Genomic DNA, 18,353 nt, shown 5'->3' with positions numbered 1-18,353 from the left:
GTGGCGGGACGGGCCTCGGCTCAGCCCACCTTGACCTTCACCGGCTTGCTCTCGTGGTGCTGCCGGTCGAGCGAGGTGATCAGGTACGTGCCCGGCTTGGCCGGGTACGACGTCGTCGTCACCACGGCCGCCAGGTTGCGGGCGTCGGTGGTGTGGCAGTCCTTGCCCGACTCCGGCACCCGGTACACCGCGTAGGCGCGCGCCCCCTCGGACGGCGTCCAGGACACGGTGGAGCCGCTCGCCTTGACGCCCGCCGGCTTGCCGGGGGCCTCGCCGCCGCGGTCCTCCATGATCGGCAGCAGCGCCGGACGGCTGTAGTGCTCCTTGGCCACCCGGTCGATCGCGCCGAGCGGGTTGGTCAGGAGCTGCTTGGCGCTGAAGTAGATGTCGCCGTCGACCTGCTCGTAGCGCCGGTTCACCGTCAGGTGCGCCGACAGCTCGCCCGGGTTGGCCCAGGCGGCGTTGGTCCTGGTGCCGACCTGGTAGAGCGCCTGGCCGATGTAGAGCTGGACGTCGGTGCCCTTGACCGCGCCCGCCCACCAGGCCGTCAGCGTCTTGTAGTCGGCCGCCTTGAAGCCGCGCGGCCAGTAGAGCTGCGGGGCGACGTAGTCGACCGTGCCGTCCTCGATCCAGGAGCGGGCGTCGGCGTAGATCGAGTCGTAGGCGGACATGCCGGCCGTGGCCGACCCGTCGGGGTCGTTGGACTTGTTGCGCCAGATGCCGAACGGGCTGATGCCGAACTTCACGTGGTTCTTCGTGTCGTGGACGGCCGCGTCGACCTTGGCCACCAGCTTGTTCACGTTGTGGCGGCGCCAGTCGGCCAGCTTCCGGCCCTCGCCGTACTTGGCGAAGGCCGCCTTGTCGTCGAACGTGCCGCCGCCGCCCGGATAGGGATAGAAGTAGTCGTCGAAGTGCACGCCGTCGACGTCGTAGCGGCTGACCACGTCGGTGATGACCTTGGTGACGTGCTCGCGCACCTGCGGCAGGCCGGGGTTGTAGTAGAGGCCGCCGCCGTACTTGACCGTCCAGTCGCGGTGCTGCTTGGCCGGGTGGTTCGCCGGGAGCTTGGACAGGTCGGCGGTCTCGGCCGCGCGGTAGGGGTTGAACCAGGCGTGGAACTCCAGGTTGCGCTTGTGGGCCTCGTCGATGAGGAACGGGAGCGGGTCCCAGCCCGGGTCCTTGCCCGCGGTGCCCGTCAGGTACTGCGACCAGGGCTCCAGCGAGGAGCGGTAGAGCGCGTCGGAGGCGGGCCGGACCTGGACGAAGACGGCGTTGAGATTGCGCTTGACCGCGCTGTCGAGGATCTTGACGTACTCGGCCTTCTGGCGGGCCTGGCCGAGGCCGGCGCGCGAGGGCCAGTCGATGTTCTTGACCGTCGCGATCCACACCCCGCGCAGCTGGCGCTTGGGGTAGCGGGGGTCGGGCTTGCAGGCCGCCGTCGCCTCGGCGGTGGCGGGGGCGGTGGTCGTCGTCTTCTTGGTCGCTGCGGGGCTCTCGGTCGCGCCGGGGCCGAACACGTAGGCGGCGCTGGTGGTCACGACCGCGAGGGCTGCAGCGGCTAGGAGTGGGCGTCCAGTTCGCATAGTGCAAACCAGTCTGGCAGCTGCTCCCGCGTGATCGGACCTGAAAAAAGAAATGCAGTCGTGATGCTTCTGTTACGAAACGGTAGATGTGTGATCAAACGTGCGGGCCGGGAGGGACATGCCGCCCTCCCGGCTCAGCGCCGCTCAGTCCGTACCCCTTACTCGGTGGCCGCCACCTTGCTCGCCAGGTTCGGCGGCAGCGGCTCGTAGCGCAGGAACGTGCGCGTGAACGTCCCGGTGCCGTGCGACATCGAGCGCAGGTCGATGGCGTAGCGGGTGATCTCCAGCTCGGGCACCTCGGCCTTGACCAGCGTGCGCCCGGTGCCCACCGGCTCGGTGCCGAGCACGCGCCCGCGCCGCGAGGACAGGTCGGACATCACCGAGCCCACGTGGTCGTCGGCCACCAGCACCGACAGCTCGTCCACCGGCTCCAGCAGCAGGGTCGGGACCTTCGAGGCCGCCTCCTTCAGCGCGAGCTGGCCCGCGATCTGGAAGGCCATGTCGGAGGAGTCGACCGAGTGGGCCTTGCCGTCGTAGAGCGTGACGCGCACGTCCACCATCGGGTAGCCGGCCACCACGCCGCGCTCCATCTGGGCCCGCACGCCCTTCTCCACCGACGGGATGAACTGCCGGGGCACCACCCCGCCGACGATCTTGTCCACGAACTCGAACCCGCCGCCCGAGGGCAGGGGCTCGACCTCCAGGTGGCAGATCGCGTACTGGCCGTGGCCGCCGGTCTGCTTGACGTTGCGGCCCATCGCCTGGCACCGGCCGCCGAACGTCTCGCGCAGCGGCACCCGCAGCTCGATCCGCTCGACCTCGACGCCGTGCCGGTTGGCCAGGCGGTCGAGCAGCACGTCGGTGTGCGCCTCGCCCATGCACCACAGCACGAGCTGCCGGGTCTCGGCGTTGTTCTCCAGGCGCAGCGTCGGGTCCTCGGCCACCAGCCGGCCGAGCGCCTGGGCCAGTTTGTCCTCGTCGGCCTTCGACTTCGCCCTGATCGCCACCGGCAGCAGCGGATCGGGCATCTGCCAGGACGTCATCAGCAGCGGACGGTCCACCTCCGACAACGTGTCGCCGGTCTCGGCCCGCGACAGCTTGGCCACGGCCACGATGTCCCCGGCCGAGCCCTTGGCCGCCGGGCGCTGGGTCTTGCCCAGCGGGCTGGTCAGCGTGCCGATGCGCTCGTCGACGTCGTGGTCCTCGTGCCCGCGGTCGGCCAGGCCGTGGCCGGAGACGTGCACGGTCATGTCGGGGCGCAGCGTGCCGGAGAAGACGCGGACGAGGCTGATGCGGCCCACGTACGGGTCGCTGGTGGTCTTGACGACCTCGGCCACGAGCGGGCCGTCGGGGTCGCACGCGATGCCGCCGACCGGCTTGCCGGACAGGTCGGTGATCTCGGGCATCGGGTGTTCCAGCGGCGAGGGGAAGCCCTGGGTCACCAGCTCCAGCAGCTCCGTCATGCCCACCGCGTGGCCGTCGCCGAGCCCGCTGCACAGCACCGGGAAGAAGCTGCCGCGGGCGACCGCCTTCTCCAGGTCGTCCACCAGGACCTTGGTGTCGATGGGCTCGCCCGCCAGGTAGCGGTCCATGAGCGACTCGTCCTCGCTCTCCTGGATGATGCCCTCGATCAGCTCGCCGCGCCGCTCGTCGATCTGCGCCTCGTACTCGGCGCCCGGCTCCTTCTCGGTGCGGGCGCCGGTCGCGTAGTTGTAGAACTTCTGCGACAGCAGCCCGATCAGGCCGTTGACGTGCCCGTTGGTGATCACCGGCAGGTAGAGCGGCGCGACGCCGTCGCCGAAGACGTCCTGGCAGGTGGCCAGCACCTCGTCGAAGTCGGCGCGCTGGTGGTCGATCTTGGTGATCACGACCGCCCTGGGCATGGCGACCTGGGCGCACTCCTCCCAGAGCATCTGCGTGAGCCCGTCGATCCCCTCGGAGGCCGACACGACGAACAGGGCGGCGTCGGCGGCGCGCAGCCCGGCGCGCAGGTCGCCGACGAAGTCGGCGTAACCCGGGGTGTCGAGCAGGTTGATCTTGATGCCGTTGTGCACGAGCGGCGCCAGCGCCAGGTTGACCGACCGCTGCTGGCGCACCTCGACCTCGTCGAAGTCGGTGACCGTGTTGCCGTCCTCCACCCGGCCCGGCCGCTGGACGGTGCCCGTCGCCGCGAGCAGCTGCTCGACCAGGGTGGTCTTGCCCGCTCCCGAGTGGCCGACCAGCACGACGTTGCGTATCGCGTCCGCCCTGTCGGCCGTGGGTGCCCTGCCCGCGGCTCCCATGGCCCCGCCGGAGTTCCTTTCCGCCACTTCGCCTCCCACGTCGTCGGTGCATCCAACGCCGCGCCCGCGCGGAGGGTGTCAGGAACCGCATGGACGCGGTGTGTTCACCAAATACCCCTGTGGCGAATATCACAAGGGGTGCGGGGCAAAGAAAGTGGCCGCTCACGTGATGGCCTACGATCGGACCGCGATGCTCAAACTCCTGCGACCGGCCATGACCCGGATACTCACCCCGCTGGGCAGGGCTCTCGTCGGCCGCGGGATCGGCCCGAACGCCGTCACGGCGATCGGCACCCTCGGCACGGTGATCTCGGCCCTGCTCCTGTTCCCGCTGGGCCAGCTGGCCTGGGGGGCGCTGCTCATCACCGTCTTCGTGCTGTTCGACCTGCTCGACGGCGTCGTGGCCCGGCTGGGCGGCAAGGGGGGCACCGTCTGGGGCGCCTTCCTCGACTCCACGCTCGACCGGGTGGCCGACGCCGCCATCTTCGCCGGCCTGATCATGTACTTCGTCGCCGGGGGCGACACGCTGATGGCCGGCGTGACGCTGGCCTGCCTCGTCGCCGGGTCCCTGGTCTCCTACGCCAAGGCCAGGGCCGAGGGCCTCGGGCTCACCGCGGACGTGGGGCTGGCCGAACGTCCCGAACGGCTGGTCGTGGCCCTGGTCGCGACCTTCTTCTCGGGGGTCGGGGTGCCGTACGTGCTGCCGCTCGGGATGTGGCTGCTGGCGGCGGCCTCCACCATCACCGTCGTGCAGCGGGTCGTGCACGTCCACCGGCAGACGAGGGAGCGATGAGCGAGAAGACCTCCATCGGCGACCGCCTCGTGGCGGCGGGCTTCGCGGCGGGCTGGAAACTGGTCCCGCTGCTGCCCCAGCGGCCCACGGCGGCGGTCTTCCGCCTCCTGGCCGACCGGGTGTGGCGCAAGCGCGGCAAGTCCGTGCGCCGCCTGGAGTCCAACCTGGCCAGGGTCACCGGCATCGACGCCGGCAGCGCGGAGCTGCGCGAGCTGAGCAGGGCCGGCATGCGCTCCTACTTCCGCTACTTCCACGAGGTCTTCCGCCTGCCCTCGATCCCGCGGCCGGAGATCGTCCGGCGCACCCACGTCATCGGGGCCGAGCACATCCACGACACCCTGGCCACGGGCCGGGGCGTGGTGCTGGCCCTGCCGCACATGGGCAACTGGGACGCGGCGGGCGCCTGGCTGGTCGGCGTCGGCCATCCGTTCACCACGGTCGCCGAGCGGCTGAAGCCCGAGTCGCTGTTCCGCCGCTACGTCGCCTTCCGCGAAGGGCTCGGCATGGAGGTGCTGCCGCTCACCGGCGGCGACGGCCACAACTTCGGCACCCTCGCCGGCCGCGTGCGCAAGGGCGGCGTGGTCTGCCTGCCCGCCGAGCGCGACCTGACCAAGAGCGGCATCGAGGTGCGCTTCTTCGGCGCCACCACCAAGGTGCCGGCCGGGCCGCCGCTGCTGGCCGTCCAGACCGGCGCCGCGCTGCTGCCGGCCACCGTCTACTTCGTGGGCGACGACTGGGGCATCCACATCCACGAGGAGATCCCGGTGCCGGCCGAGGGCACCCGGCAGGAGAAGGTGGCGGCCGTCGCCCAGGCCATGACGGACGTCTTCGAGAAGGGCATCGCCGAGCACCCGGAGGACTGGCACATGTTGCAGCGGCTCTGGCTGGAGGACCTGCCGAAATGAAGGTCGGCATCGTCTGCCCCTACTCCTGGGACATGCCGGGCGGGGTCAAGCAGCACATCGACGACCTGGCCCAGGCGCTGATGGCGCAGGGGCACGAGGTCTCGGTCATCGCGCCCGCCGCCGACGACGACGAGCTGCCCCCGTACGTGACGGGCGCCGGCCGGGCGGTGCCGGTGCCCTACAACGGGTCGGTGGCCCGGATGTCGTTCGGGTTCCTGTCGGCCGCGCGGGTGCGGCGCTGGGTGCGTACCGGCGACTTCGACGTGCTGCACATCCACGAGCCGCTGATCCCGAGCCTCGGCGTGCTGGCCTGCTGGGCGGCCAAGGGGCCGATCGTGGCCACCTTCCACGCCTCCTTCACCCGCTCGCGCGCCATCGCGGTGGCCGAGCCGCTGCTGCGCAGCGCGCTGGAGAAGCTGAGCGGCCGCATCGCGGTCTCCGACGCGGCGCGCAAGAGCCTGGTCGAGCAGTTCGGCGGCGACACCGTGCTGATCCCCAACGGGGTGACCGTGGCCCGCTACACCGAGGCCGAGCCGCTGCCCGGCTGGGGCCCCGACGGCGCCACCATCGGCTTCCTCGGCCGCATGGACGAGGAGCGCAAGGGCCTGCCGATCCTGCTCGACGCCTTCAACGCCCTGGCCGCCGAGCGTCCCGGTCTGAAGCTGCTCATCGCCGGGCCCGGCGACGCCAAGGACGTCTACGACAAGGTGCCCAAGCCCTTCCACGAGCGGGTCACCGTGCTCGGCATGGTGAGCGAGGCCGACAAGATCCGCGCCTACCACTCGGTCGACGTGTTCTGCGCCCCCAACACCCGGGGCGAGAGCTTCGGCATCGTGCTGGCCGAGGCCATGGCCTCGGGGGCGACGGTGCTGGCCAGCGACATCCCGGCCTTCCGCAAGGTGCTGGGCGAGGGGCAGGCCGGCGCGCTGTTCGCCAACGGCGACGCCGCCTCGCTCGCCCGCGAGGCCGCCGCGCTGCTCGACGCGCCCGAGCGGCGCGCCAAACTGGCCGCCGAGGCGCTGGTGGCGGTCAGGAAGTACGACTGGTCCACGGTCGCCCGCGACGTGGTGCGCGTCTACGAGACGGTGACCACCAGCGGCGCGGGCCGGGTGGAGGAAGACCTGTGACCGCCCGCCGAGAGCTCCTGTAGGGAACCGCTGTGACATCCACCATGATCGTGCTGATCGTGGGCATCGTCGTCGTGCTCACGGCCGTCTACATCTCCTGGCGCGCGGGCCGGCTCGACCGCCTGCACATCCGGCTCGAACTGGCCCGCGAGGCGCTGGACGCCGCGCTCATGCGGCGCCGGGCCGTGGTGCTCGAACTGGCCGGCTCGCGCCTGCTCGACCCCGCGACCTCGCTGGTGCTGGCCGCCGCCGCCCACGAGGCCAGGATCGCCGGGCCCGAGGAGCGCGAGCACGCCGAGAGCGACCTGTCGCGGGCCCTGCGGGCCGCGGTGGACCAGGAGCGTTTCCGGGAGAAGCTGGCCGAGGGGCACCCGTTCACCGGGCAGCCCTTCGAGGAGCTCAAGCCGGTGCTCGCGGTGAAGATCGAGAACACCGCCGCGGGCAAGCCCCAGCTCGGGCTCAAGAGCGCGGACGTCGTCTACGTCGAGCAGGTCGAGGCCGGCCTGACCCGGCTCATGGCGATCTTCTCCTCGAAGATCCCGGCCAAGGTGGGCCCGGTGCGCAGCGCCCGCATCTCCGACCTGCACATCGTCCCGCAGTTCGGCAAGCCGGCGTTCGCCTACTCCGGCGCGCAGACCAAGATGTTGCCGTTCATCGCCAAGGCCCCGCTGTACGACGTGGGCGACACCCGCAACCCCGGCGCCTACTTCCGCCAGCCGGGCCGCTACGCCCCCTACAACCTGTTCGCCAACACCAGGAAGCTGCTGTCGGGCGCCCCCAAGGCCACCGAGGCCAAGGACATCGGCTTCACCTTCGGCGACGCGCCCGCCGAGGGCGGCGTGGACAAGAAGTCGTACACCGTCAGGTGGCCCGCGGCGCGCTTCACCTTCGCCTGGTCGGAGGCCAAGAAGCAGTGGCTGATCTGGCAGGACGGCAAGAAGGACATGGCGGCCGAGGGCGGCCAGCTCGGCGCGCCCACGATCGTCGTGCAGTACACCAAGACCGAGCGCTCGCAGTTCCACGACTTCCACCAGAGCTACACCCCGCTCGTGCACACCACCGGCAAGGGCAAGGCCGTCGTGCTGCGCGACGGCAAAGCCTACGCGGCCAACTGGGAACGGGAATCGGAGGAGACCGGTACGACGTTCACCACTGAGAGCGGCGAGCCGATGAACTTCGCCCCCGGCCAGGTCTGGATCGCGCTCGCCAGCCGCAAGCCCGTCACCCCTTGATAGACCGTTCTGTATAAGTTGAGCGGCAAATCCTGACATCGTGGCATGTCGGGGGAGGGGTCCATCAGGACCTACGATGGGTTTGATAACTTACCGTCCGCCCTGAGAGCCCGTGAGGAAGACCGTGTCCAGCACGCCTGAAAGCACCCCCGTCACCGGAACGGCCCGCGTCAAGCGCGGCATGGCCGAGATGCTCAAGGGTGGCGTCATCATGGACGTCGTCACCCCCGAGCAGGCCAAGATCGCTGAGGATGCCGGCGCCGTCGCCGTCATGGCCCTTGAGCGTGTGCCCGCCGACATCCGCGCCCAGGGCGGCGTGTCCAGGATGAGCGACCCCGACATGATCGACGGCATCATCGCCGCCGTGTCGATCCCCGTCATGGCCAAGGCCCGCATCGGCCACTTCGTCGAGGCCAAGGTCCTGCAGTCGCTCGGCGTCGACTACGTCGACGAGTCCGAGGTGCTCACCCCGGCCGACTACGCCAACCACATCGACAAGTGGCAGTTCACCGTGCCCTTCGTCTGTGGCGCCACCAACCTGGGCGAGGCCCTGCGCCGCATCACCGAGGGCGCGGCCATGATCCGCTCCAAGGGCGAGGCCGGCACCGGCGACGTCTCCAACGCCGTCACCCACATGCGCACCATCCGCGCCGAGATCAGGCGCCTCACCACGCTGGCCGAGGACGAGCTCTACGTGGCCGCCAAGGAGCTGCAGGCCCCCTACGAGCTGGTCGCCGAGGTCGCCAGGAACGGCAAGCTGCCGGTCGTGCTGTTCACCGCGGGCGGCATCGCCACCCCGGCCGACGCCGCCATGATGATGCAGCTCGGCGCCGAGGGCGTGTTCGTCGGCTCGGGCATCTTCAAGTCGGGCGACCCGGCCAAGCGCGCCGCGGCCATCGTCAAGGCCACCACGTTCTACGACGACGCCGACGTCGTCGCCAAGGTCTCGCGCGGTCTCGGCGAGGCCATGGTCGGCATCAACGTCGACGAGATCCCGCAGCCGCACCGGCTGGCCGAGCGCGGCTGGTGAACCGGCGCGTCGTCGCAGGTCGGCGGCCCGCCGTAGGTCCATGATCGTCATGTGACGATGAAAAGCTTCGTAAGAGGCGGCATTCGCGAAGGATGTCGCCTCTTTCGTGTTGTCCGCGGTTCACCGGCCTGTCATGAGACTCGGTCAGGCTACGGGCGTCCCTCACCCTTGATCGTCCCGAGGAGCGCACCGTGTCCCAGCTGAACCGACGGCACTTCCTGGTCACCGGCCTGGCGGCGGGCGCCGCCGCCGCGATCCCCGCCACCGCGGCGAGCGCCGAGCCGGACCCCGCCGCAGAGACCGCGCAGGCACTGGCCTCGCGCGGGCTGACCACCGACCCCTTCACGCTCGGCGTGGCCTGCGGCGACCCCGACCACGAGGGGTTCGTGCTGTGGACCAGGCTGGCGCAGAACCCGCTGGCCGAGGACGGCTTCGGCGGCATGCCGCAGCGCCCGTTCCCGGTGCAGTGGCAGGTCTACGCCGACGAGCGCGGGCGCCGCGTCGTCCGGTCGGGGGTGGCCGTCGCCGTGCCGGAGTGGGGGCACAGCGTGCACGTCGAGGTCGACCGGCTGAGCTCGGACCGGGACTACTGGTACCGCTTCCGCGTCGGCCCGTACGTCTCGCCCATGGGACGGGCGCGCACGGCCCCGCACCCGCTGTCCTACGGCGGCGCGCTGTCGATGGCCTTCGTCTCCTGCGCCCAGTACGAGCACGGCTGGTTCACCTCCTACCGCAGGCTGGCCGAGGAGCACCCGGACCTGATCCTGCACCTGGGCGACTACCAGTACGAGTACACCAAGGACACCTACACCATCCCGGGCGGCAACGTCCGCGACCACGAGGGCCCCGAGACCGAGACCCTGGCCGGCTACCGCCAGCGGCACGCCCAGTACAAGGCCGACCCCGACCTGCAGGCCGCGCACGCCGCCGCGCCCTGGCTGGTCGTCTGGGACGACCACGAGCTGGACAACAACTGGGCCGACGAGGTGCCGGAGAAGCCGGAGGTGCCCCAGCCGGACTTCCTGGCCCGCCGCGCCGCCGCCTTCCGCGCCTACTACGAGAACATGCCGCTGCGCCGCACGTCGATCCCGCGCGGCATCGACATGCAGCTCTACCGGCGGATCCGGTGGGGCAGGATGGCCACCTTCCACATGATGGACACCCGCCAGTACCGCGACGACCAGGGCTGCGGCGACGGCTACCGCGACTGCCCGGCCGCCGTGGACCCGGCGCGCTCGATCACCGGCGCGGCGCAGGAGCAGTGGCTGATCGACGGCTTCCACCGCTCGCGCGCCCAGTGGGACATCCTGGGCCAGCAGGTGTTCTTCGCCCAGCGCGACAACAACGCCGGCCCCGCCAAGATCACCTCGATGGACGCCTGGGACGGCTACGTCGCCTCCCGCCGGCGCATCACCCAGGGCTGGGTGGACGCCGAGGTGCGCAACCCGGTGGTGCTGACCGGCGACGTGCACGCCCACTGGGCCAGCGACCTCAAGCTCGACTACGACGACCCGACCGGGCCCACCGTGGGCTCGGAACTCGTGGCCACCTCCATCACCACGGGCGGCGACGGCGCGGACTCCGACCCGGCGACGCATCCGTACCTGACGATCAACCCGCATCTGAAGTTCTACAACAACCAGCGCGGATACGTGCTGACGAAGATCGAGCGCGACCTGCTCACGGCCGACTTCAAGGTCGTGCCGCAGGTGCGCGAGCCTGGGGCGCAGGCGTACACGCGGGCGACGTTCGTGGTGGAGGACCGGGTGCCGGGGGTGCGGCAGACGTACCTGCGGCCGCTGGACCCGGCGATCGGGGCCAGGAAGCAGGTGACGGTGGAGGACACCGTCCGGCTGGAGACCGAACGCCCGTAGCCCTGAGGCAGGCGGCGTCCCCGGGGGCTGGGACGCCGCCTTTTCTTCGCCCGGAATATTAGCCAGGCTAAGTTAGTTGGGCTAAGCATGAGGGAAGATCCCACCCAGATGGCCGAGCAGGTCTCCAAGGTGCTGCGCCACCTGGTCCTGCTGCTGCGGCGCTCCAGCGCCGGCCAGCCCGTCACCACCCAGCAGTACGCCGTGCTCGGCTCGCTCGAACACGGCCCGCGCCGGATGACCGAGCTGGCCGAGGAGCACGCCGTCCAGCTGCCGACCATGACCGTGCAGATCAACCGGCTGGAGTACGCGGGCCTGGTGGCGCGCGGCTCCGACCCGGCCGACGCCCGCGTCAGGACGGTCGAGCTCACCGGCGAGGGCCGCGACCGGCTGCACGCCGTGCGCCGGGCCAGGATCGCCCGCCTCGCCCAGGACCTGGCCGCGCTCACCGACGACGAGCGCGACGTGCTCGCGGCGGCCCTGCCCGTCCTGGCCAAGCTCGGCATCGACAGAACCACCCAGTAAGGGGACAACATGCAAACCGGCGGCGGAATCCTGCGCCAGCCGATGTCCGTCTGGGCCACCGCGTTCGCCGCGGTCGTGGCCTTCATGGGCATCGGCCTCGTCGACCCCATCCTGCCCTCCATCGCCCAAGGGCTGCACGCCACGCCCAGCCAGGTGTCCCTGCTGTTCACCAGCTACTTCCTGGTCACCGCCGTGGCCATGCTGATCACCGGCTGGGTCTCCAGCCGCATCGGCGGCAAGCGCACGCTGCTGGCCGGGCTGGCGCTGGTCGTGGTGTTCGCCGCGCTGGCCGGCACCTCCGGCAGCGTCGCCGAGCTCGTCGGCTTCCGCGCCGGCTGGGGTCTGGGCAACGCCCTGTTCGTGGCCACCGCGCTGGCCGTCATCGTCGGCGCGGCCAGCGGCGGCGCGGAGTCGGCCATCATCCTGTACGAGGCCGCGCTCGGTCTCGGCATCTCGGCCGGCCCGCTGGTCGGCGCGCTGCTCGGCGACTGGAACTGGCGGGCGCCGTTCTTCGGCACCGCCACGCTGATGGCCGCCGGTTTCGTGCTGATCGCCACCCTGCTCAGGACGGGGCCGAGGCCCGCGGTCAAGACCAGGCTCAGCGCCCCCATCCGGGCCCTGGCCCACGGCGGGCTGTCCACGACCGCCTTCACCGCCCTGTTCTACAACTTCGCCTTCTTCACGATCCTCGCTTTCACCCCGTTCATCCTGCACATGTCGCCGTACGGCATCGGCGCGGTGTTCTTCGGCTGGGGCGTCTGCGTGGCGCTGGCCTCGGTGTTCGGCGCGCCGCCGCTGCAGCGCAGGATCGGCTCGGTGAACGTGCTGCACCTGGCCCTGGGCCTGCTCGCGCTCTTCCAGGTCGGCATCGCCGTGTCGGGGACGGCCGGGGCGCACGTCGGCATCATCGTGTTCACCGTCCTGTCCGGCATCCCGATCGGGCTGAACAACACCGTCTTCACCGAGTCGGCCATGGAGGTCTCCGACGCCCCGAGGCCCGTCGCCTCGGCCGGGTACAACTTCGTGCGCTGGATGGGCGGCGCGCTGGCGCCGTTCGTCGCGACCAAGCTCGGCGAGGAGATCGGCATCGCCGTCCCCTACGTCGTCGGGGCCGCCTGCTGCGCGATCGGCATGGCCTTCCTGTACGCCCGCCGCCACCACCTGAGCGCCCTGGCCCGCGTGGACGCCGTCCAGGCCGCCGCCTGACTCCGCTTTTACGCCAGAGTGCTCTGGTAGGAAGATGCCGGGCCATCATGGTGTTGAATTGTCGGAAACCGGACCTTAACGGAAGGATCGCTGTGCCCACGATCGGTGTACTCGCTCTCCAGGGAGGCGTGCGCGAGCATGCGCGCATGCTCCAGGAGGCCGGCGCGTCGGCCGTCGCCGTGCGCCGCCCGGCCGAGCTCGACGCGGTCGACGGCCTGGTGATCCCCGGCGGCGAGTCGACCACCATGTGGAAGCTCGCCGACACCTTCGACATGCTGGAACCGCTGCGGATGCGGATCAAGGAGGGCCTGCCCGCCTACGGCTCGTGCGCCGGCATGATCATGCTGGCCGACCGCATCGAGGACGGCATCGAGGGCCAGCAGACCATCGGCGGCATCGACATGGTGGTCAGGCGCAACGCCTTCGGCCGCCAGGTGGACTCGTTCGAGTCGGACCTGGACTTCGCGGGCGAACGCGTCCACGCTGTGTTCATCCGTGCTCCGTGGGTGGAATCGATCGGCACTGACGTTCAGGTGCTGGGCACGGCCGAGCCTGGGGATAGGATCGTCGCGGTCCGTCAAGGGCCGTTGCTCGCGACCTCGTTCCACCCCGAGCTGACCGGGGACACGCGCGTGCACCGTTACTTCGTAGACATGGTGAGGGAGCTCTAGGTAATGTCCGGCCACTCCAAATGGGCGACGACGAAGCACAAGAAGGCCGCGCTCGACGCCAAGCGCGGCAAGCTGTTCGCGAAGCTCATCAAGAACATCGAGGTGGCGGCACGGACCGGTGGCCCTGACCCGGACGCCAACCCCACCCTCTTCGACGCCATCTTCAAGGCCAAGAAGAACTCCGTGCCCAACGACAACATCGAGCGGGCGCGCAAGCGCGGCGGCGGCCTGGAGGCCGGCGGCGCCGACTGGCAGACCATCATGTACGAGGGCTACGCGCCCGGCGGCGTCGCGGTGCTCATCGAGTGCCTCACCGACAACCGCAACCGCGCCGCCTCCGAGGTCCGCGTCGCGCTGACCCGCAACGGCGGCTCGCTGGCCGACCCGGGCTCGGTGTCGTACATGTTCAACCGCAAGGGCGTCGTGATCGTGCCTAAGAACGGCCTCGACGAGGACACCGTCCTGATGGCCGTGCTCGACGCGGGCGCCGAAGAGGTCAACGACATGGGCGACTCCTTCGAGGTCGTCTCCGAGGCCGGCGACCTCGTGCCGGTCCGCAAGGCGCTCCAGGAGGCCGGCATCGACTACGACTCGGCCGAGTCGAGCTTCCTGCCGACGATGAGCGTGCCGCTCGACGAGGAGGGCGCCAAGAAGGTGTTCCGCCTGATCGACGCGCTGGAGGACAGCGACGACGTCCAGAACGTCTACGCCAACTTCGACGTCTCCGACGACGTCCTGGCCGCCCTCGACTGATCCCGCGCCACCGAGGGCCCGGGGGCGACCCCGGGCCCTCACTCTTTCCCGGGGCCGGTTTCCGCCCTTGACCTGGCACTTGCCGGGCCCGCGGGTGTTCGACACCAAATGCCCACCCGGCCGTTACGCGTGCGCCCGCGCCCTGACGCGGCTAGGGTCGGGCGACGTGAATTCCCCCATCCCACCGACTCCTGTCCCCGTGCCCCCGGCCGCCCGGCCACCGGCGTCCTACCGCGCGCTGGGCTGGCTGCTGGCCGTGCCCGCCCTGCTCGGCACCCTGATCACGCTGGTCCTGCCGACGGTCCAGACGATCGTGCTCAGCCTGCACAGCGGCGGCGTGCTGCAGCCGAGCAGGTTCGTGGGCCTGGACAACTACGGCAAGGTGCTGGGCGGCGAGGAGTTCTGGCGGGCGCTCGGCTTCACGCTCTCGCTGACCGTGGGGCCGCTGCTGGTGGCCGTGGCCGTGGGGCCGCTGCTCGCCCTGGCGCTCGACCGGGGCGGCGCCCTGGTGCGGCGCGCGGGCCTGGTCGTGTCGTCGCTGGCGATCGTCACGTTCTCGCCGATCGGCGTGGCGGCGGCCTGGCTGCGGGGGACGTCGCCCGACGGTCCGGGCATCGCCACGCTGGCCGAGGGCCTGCGCGACCCCGCCACGGCCCCGGGGACGCTGCGGCTCGTCGTCGTGGCCGCCACCTTCGGGGTGGTGTGCGCGCTGGCGCTGACGGCGTTCCTGCCCGCGCTGCGCGGCGGCGCCGCCGGGCGCGCCACGGTCGTGGTGGGTGTGCTGGTGGCGCTGGCGACCGTCGCCGTGGGGGCGCAGGCGTTCTCGATCGGCATGGCGCTCACCCGGGGAGGCCCTGAGCGCGCCACACAGACCCTCGCGGGCCTCCAGTACGACTTCGCCTTCAGAATGGCCCAGTTCGGCCCTGGGGCGGCCGTCGCGGCCCTGACGGGCGTGCTTCTCGGCGTGCTCGGCGTCGGCGCGGTGGTCGTCGCGGTGGCCGCCCGCCTCCGTGTCACCGTGCTCCCCAAGCGGGATCGGCGTGGAGCGTTCCCCGGCTCGGATCCCGGGCGGGCGCGGGCCGGAGGCGGCGTCGCCGCCGGGGCCGTCGCGCTGGTGCTGGTGGTGGCGGTCGGGCTGGTCTGCGCCTGGCCGTGGATCTCCGGCGTGCTCGCGGGCGGCGACGGCGCCGCGTCCGGCGGGCTGCGCGCGCAGGTCAACACCTGGGTCCCCGCCGTGGCCGGCGCGCTGGTGTCGGTCGGCGTGGCCTACCTGGCCGCCCTCGGCATCGGCGGCCTGCGTCCCCTGGGCGCGCGCAGCGAGTGGCTGCTGCTGCCGTTCGCCCCGTGGCTGTTCGTCGGCACCGGCCCCCTCGGCGTGGCCGACTGGCAGAACATGCGCAACCTGCGTCTCGTGGACACCTTCTTCGCCCTGTTCCCGCCGCTGCTGGTCAGCGTCCCTGCGCTGCTGGTGCTGACGCTGCTGTGCAAGGGGCTGGCCGAGCGGAACGACCGGGACTTCTTCGGCGGCGTCCTGCTGCCGTCCCTGCCGATGGCGGGCGTGCTGGCCGGCGCCGTCACGCTGGTCAACGCCCAGGACGTGCTCTGGCCGCTGCTGGTGGCCCAGAGCCCGGAGCTGTTCACCGTGCCCGTCGCGCAGATGGGCCGGCTCGGCGGCTTCCACGGCGTCCCCGACGTCGGCGCGAGCACCCCGCTGGTCGTCGTCGTGGTCGCGCTGGCCGCCGTCGTGGCCGCCCAGCTGCGGTACCTCGACAGGCTCGCCGTCAGCGTAAACGGATCGCGACCCGCCCGTACCAGCCCGTAGGTTGAGTGGTTGTGGAAATTCGCGATCTCACCCCTGACGACCTCGACGACGTTCTCGACCTGCGTAAACGTTCCTTCGGCCCGATCTCCGGCGCGGAGGCCGAGCGGTGGCGCCGCACCGTGACGCCCACGCTCGGCGAGGGCCGCTACCTGGGCGCGTTCGAGGGCGGCAGGCTCGCCGCCTCGGCCCGGCTGCGCGGCTTCACCCAATGGTGGTACGGCCGTCCGCAGCCCATGGCCGGCGTCGCGGGGGTCACCGTCAACCCGGAGGACCGCGGTCACGGCGTCGGCACCGCCATCATGCGCGCCGTCATCGACCGCGCCGCCGCCCACGGCGACGCCGTCTCGGCGCTCTACCCGGCCACCACGCCCCTGTACCGCTCGCTCGGCTACGAGCACGCCGGAGCCCGGCACATGATCACGCTGCCCGCCGAGTCGCTGCGCCGCATCAGGCCGTCCGGCGAGGTCAAGCTGCGCAGGATGGGCCCCGCCGACGCCGCCGAGGTCGTCTCCCTGCTCCACCGCACGCACGAGGCGGCCCGTTCCAGCGGCCCCGTCGCCTGGGACGAGAACGCCTGGCGCGTCTGGCTGTCCAACGAGGACGACTTCCTCTACCTGGCCCCCGACGGCTACCTCGTCTACCGCTGGAACGGCGACGACATGCACGTCGAGAACCTGGTCGCCGGGTCGGGGGAGACGGCCAGGGCGCTGTGGTCGATGGTGGGCAGCTCGTCGTCCATCGCCAGGAAGGTCACCGCGCCGGTCGCCCCCGACGACCCGGTGCTGTGGCTGCTCGGCGAGCGCTCCACCGACCGCGTCACGCAGGTGCGCTGGATGTTCAGGGTGCTCGACGTGGCCGCGGCCGTGGCGCGCAGGGGCTTCCCCGCCGCCGTCACGGGCGGGGCCGTGGTCTCCGTGGACGACCCGCTGCGCGGCGGCGGCTCCTTCCGGCTGGAGTTCTCCGGCGGCTCCGGCACGGCCGTCCCGGCAGACGGCGGGGGCGCGGCGCTGAGCGTCGGCGGCTTCTCCGCCCTGTACGCGGGCGTGCCCACCGCGACGCTGCGCAGGACCGGCCTGATGTCCGGCGACGACCGTCACGACGAGCTGCTCGACACGGCCTTCGCCGCCAAGCCGTACATGCTCGACTACTTCTGACGGGCCCGCCCGCCGTTCGCGGCGGGCGATTCACGGTGCGCGGCCAGCTCAGCCGGGGTAGAGTCTCGTGCCGAACAGATGTTCGGCGGCGCGGGAGGCAAGCCGGTGCGGGTGATGGGCGTCGATCCGGGGCTGACCCGGTGCGGCCTGGGCGCGGTCGAGGGCCGGCCGGGCGCGCCGCTGTCGCTGGTGGCCGTCGGGGTGGTGCGCACGGGTTCCGACGAGGAGCTCGGCGCCCGGCTGGTCGGCATCGAGGCCGGCATCGAGCGGTGGCTCGACGAGGTCCGTCCCGACGCCGTGGCCGTGGAGCGCGTCTTCGCCCAGCACAACGTCCGCACCGTCATGGGCACCGCGCAGGCGGCCGGGATCGCCGTACTGTGCGCGGCCCGGCGCGGGCTGCCGGTCGCGCTGCACACGCCCTCGGAGGTCAAGGCCGCCGTCACCGGCAGCGGCACGGCCGACAAGAAGCAGGTCGGCACGATGATCACCCGGCTGCTGCGGCTGGCCGAGATGCCCAAGCCGGCCGACGCCGCCGACGCGCTGGCCCTGGCCATCTGCCACATCTGGCGCGGCGGCGCCCAGCACCGGCTGGCCGAGGCCATGGCCCGCGCCGGCAAGGGGCGCTGACCCGTGCGGCAAGCGCGGGCCGGCCGTTTCGTGGAGTTCGTGGAGAAGGAGACCGAGTCGTGATCGCGTCGGTGGCGGGCAGGGTGGCGTCGGTCGCGCCCGACGGAGCCGTGATCGAGGTCGGGGGCGTCGGCATCCTCGCCCACTGCACCCCCGGCACGCTGGCCACGCTGCGCGTGGGCGAGCAGGCCAGGCTGGCCACGTCGCTGGTGGTGCGCGAGGAGTCGCTGACCCTCTACGGCTTCGCCGGCGACGACGAGCGGGCCGTCTTCGAGATGCTCCAGACGGCCAGCGGCGTCGGCCCCAAGCTGGCGCTGGCGATGCTCGCCGTCCACACGCCCAACGCGCTGCGGGTGGCCGTGGCCGCCGCCGACCTCAAGGCGCTCACGCGGGTGCCGGGCATCGGGCAGAAGGGCGCCCAGCGCATCGTCCTGGAGCTGAAGGACCGGCTCGGCACCCCCGAGGAGGCCGTCAACGCGGCGATCGGCGGGGAGCGGCGCGCCGCCCTGTGGCGCGAGCAGGTGCACTCCGGCCTGGTGGGCCTGGGCTATTCGAGCAAGGACGCCGACGAGGCGGTGGCCGGGGTCGCGCCGGAGGCCGAGGCCGACCTCGCCGCCGGGCGCCAGCCGCAGGTGGCCGCGCTGCTGAAGGCCGCGCTCCGGTCGCTCAGCGTACGATGATCATGAAATCCGAGACGACGCCCCGGTTCTGCCCGCCAGGGCGTGCGCGTGGCGCCCTTCAAGGCCCAGAACATGTCGCTCAACTCCTACGT

The 18,353-nt window shown here is 71.7% G+C and carries 16 protein-coding genes; 14 read left to right on the top strand and 2 right to left on the bottom strand.

From position 1 onward, the window contains the following. Nucleotides 1-20: 20 nt before the first annotated feature. Together ACWCSD_RS27320 and ACWCSD_RS27315 are read right to left on the bottom strand one after the other, a co-directional pair. Nucleotides 21-1,538, bottom strand: a complete 1,518-nt coding sequence (locus tag ACWCSD_RS27320; protein WP_449918968.1) for a family 10 glycosylhydrolase — start codon at nt 1,536-1,538, stop codon at nt 21-23. Between the two features lie 203 nt (nt 1,539-1,741). Next, a complete protein-coding gene (locus tag ACWCSD_RS27315; protein ID WP_358285725.1) occupies nt 1,742-3,892 on the bottom strand; it encodes an elongation factor G-like protein EF-G2 in 2,151 nt (716 codons plus the stop codon). 163 nt (nt 3,893-4,055) lie between these two features. On the opposite strand from ACWCSD_RS27315, the gene pgsA reads away from it, so the two are divergent. The 14 genes from pgsA to ruvA all read left to right on the top strand — a co-directional run bounded on the left by pgsA (nt 4,056) and on the right by ruvA (nt 18,261). Beyond that, nucleotides 4,056-4,658, top strand: a complete 603-nt coding sequence (gene pgsA, locus ACWCSD_RS27310; protein ID WP_397165474.1) for a phosphatidylinositol phosphate synthase — start codon at nt 4,056-4,058, stop codon at nt 4,656-4,658. Beyond that, a complete protein-coding gene (locus ACWCSD_RS27305; protein WP_397165472.1) occupies nt 4,655-5,563 on the top strand; it encodes a phosphatidylinositol mannoside acyltransferase in 909 nt (302 codons plus the stop codon). Before pgsA ends, ACWCSD_RS27305 begins: the two co-directional genes overlap by 4 nt. Then, nucleotides 5,560-6,690, top strand: coding sequence for a glycosyltransferase family 4 protein (locus ACWCSD_RS27300; RefSeq protein ID WP_352361402.1), 1,131 nt, complete (start codon nt 5,560-5,562; stop codon nt 6,688-6,690). Before ACWCSD_RS27305 ends, ACWCSD_RS27300 begins: the two co-directional genes overlap by 4 nt. A gap of 32 nt (nt 6,691-6,722) precedes the next feature. Then, nucleotides 6,723-7,922 (top strand): DUF3048 domain-containing protein, encoded by a 1,200-nt coding sequence (locus ACWCSD_RS27295; RefSeq protein ID WP_449918962.1) that lies wholly within the window; start codon nt 6,723-6,725, stop codon nt 7,920-7,922. 112 nt (nt 7,923-8,034) lie between these two features. Next, nucleotides 8,035-8,952, top strand: a complete 918-nt coding sequence (gene pdxS / locus ACWCSD_RS27290) for a pyridoxal 5'-phosphate synthase lyase subunit PdxS (protein ID WP_352322555.1) — start codon at nt 8,035-8,037, stop codon at nt 8,950-8,952. 191 nt (nt 8,953-9,143) lie between these two features. Further along, on the top strand, nt 9,144-10,826 hold the full coding sequence (locus tag ACWCSD_RS27285; protein WP_397165470.1) for an alkaline phosphatase D family protein: 1,683 nt from the start codon (nt 9,144-9,146) through the stop codon (nt 10,824-10,826). Nucleotides 10,827-10,913: 87 nt separating this feature from the next. Next, nucleotides 10,914-11,348: a MarR family winged helix-turn-helix transcriptional regulator gene (locus ACWCSD_RS27280; RefSeq protein WP_397165468.1), complete on the top strand. Its 435-nt coding sequence runs from the start codon at nt 10,914-10,916 to the stop codon at nt 11,346-11,348. A 9-nt stretch (nt 11,349-11,357) separates the two neighbouring features. After that, nucleotides 11,358-12,554: an MFS transporter gene (locus ACWCSD_RS27275; protein ID WP_449918958.1), complete on the top strand. Its 1,197-nt coding sequence runs from the start codon at nt 11,358-11,360 to the stop codon at nt 12,552-12,554. 47 nt (nt 12,555-12,601) lie between these two features. Further along, nucleotides 12,602-13,225: a pyridoxal 5'-phosphate synthase glutaminase subunit PdxT gene (gene pdxT, locus ACWCSD_RS27270; RefSeq protein ID WP_449918955.1), complete on the top strand. Its 624-nt coding sequence runs from the start codon at nt 12,602-12,604 to the stop codon at nt 13,223-13,225. 3 nt (nt 13,226-13,228) lie between these two features. Further along, nucleotides 13,229-13,978 carry a YebC/PmpR family DNA-binding transcriptional regulator gene (locus tag ACWCSD_RS27265; RefSeq protein ID WP_352322550.1) on the top strand — a complete coding sequence of 250 codons (750 nt, stop codon included), beginning with the start codon at nt 13,229-13,231 and terminating at the stop codon, nt 13,976-13,978. A gap of 166 nt (nt 13,979-14,144) precedes the next feature. Then, nucleotides 14,145-15,800 (top strand): carbohydrate ABC transporter permease, encoded by a 1,656-nt coding sequence (locus tag ACWCSD_RS27260; RefSeq protein ID WP_449918952.1) that lies wholly within the window; start codon nt 14,145-14,147, stop codon nt 15,798-15,800. Between the two features lie 11 nt (nt 15,801-15,811). After that, nucleotides 15,812-16,954 carry a GNAT family N-acetyltransferase gene (locus ACWCSD_RS27255; protein WP_449918949.1) on the top strand — a complete coding sequence of 381 codons (1,143 nt, stop codon included), beginning with the start codon at nt 15,812-15,814 and terminating at the stop codon, nt 16,952-16,954. Between the two features lie 105 nt (nt 16,955-17,059). Then, nucleotides 17,060-17,581 (top strand): crossover junction endodeoxyribonuclease RuvC, encoded by a 522-nt coding sequence (ruvC, locus tag ACWCSD_RS27250; RefSeq protein WP_352361457.1) that lies wholly within the window; start codon nt 17,060-17,062, stop codon nt 17,579-17,581. Nucleotides 17,582-17,640: 59 nt separating this feature from the next. Continuing rightward, entirely contained in the window at nt 17,641-18,261 is a 621-nt protein-coding gene (ruvA, locus tag ACWCSD_RS27245) for a Holliday junction branch migration protein RuvA (protein WP_358285749.1), read from the top strand. Nucleotides 18,262-18,353 lie beyond the last annotated feature (92 nt).

Source organism: Nonomuraea sp. NPDC001684, from assembly GCF_053596515.1.
The sequence above is the reverse complement of the archived record's forward strand: the minus strand, read 5'-3'. Positions and strand labels throughout refer to the sequence as shown.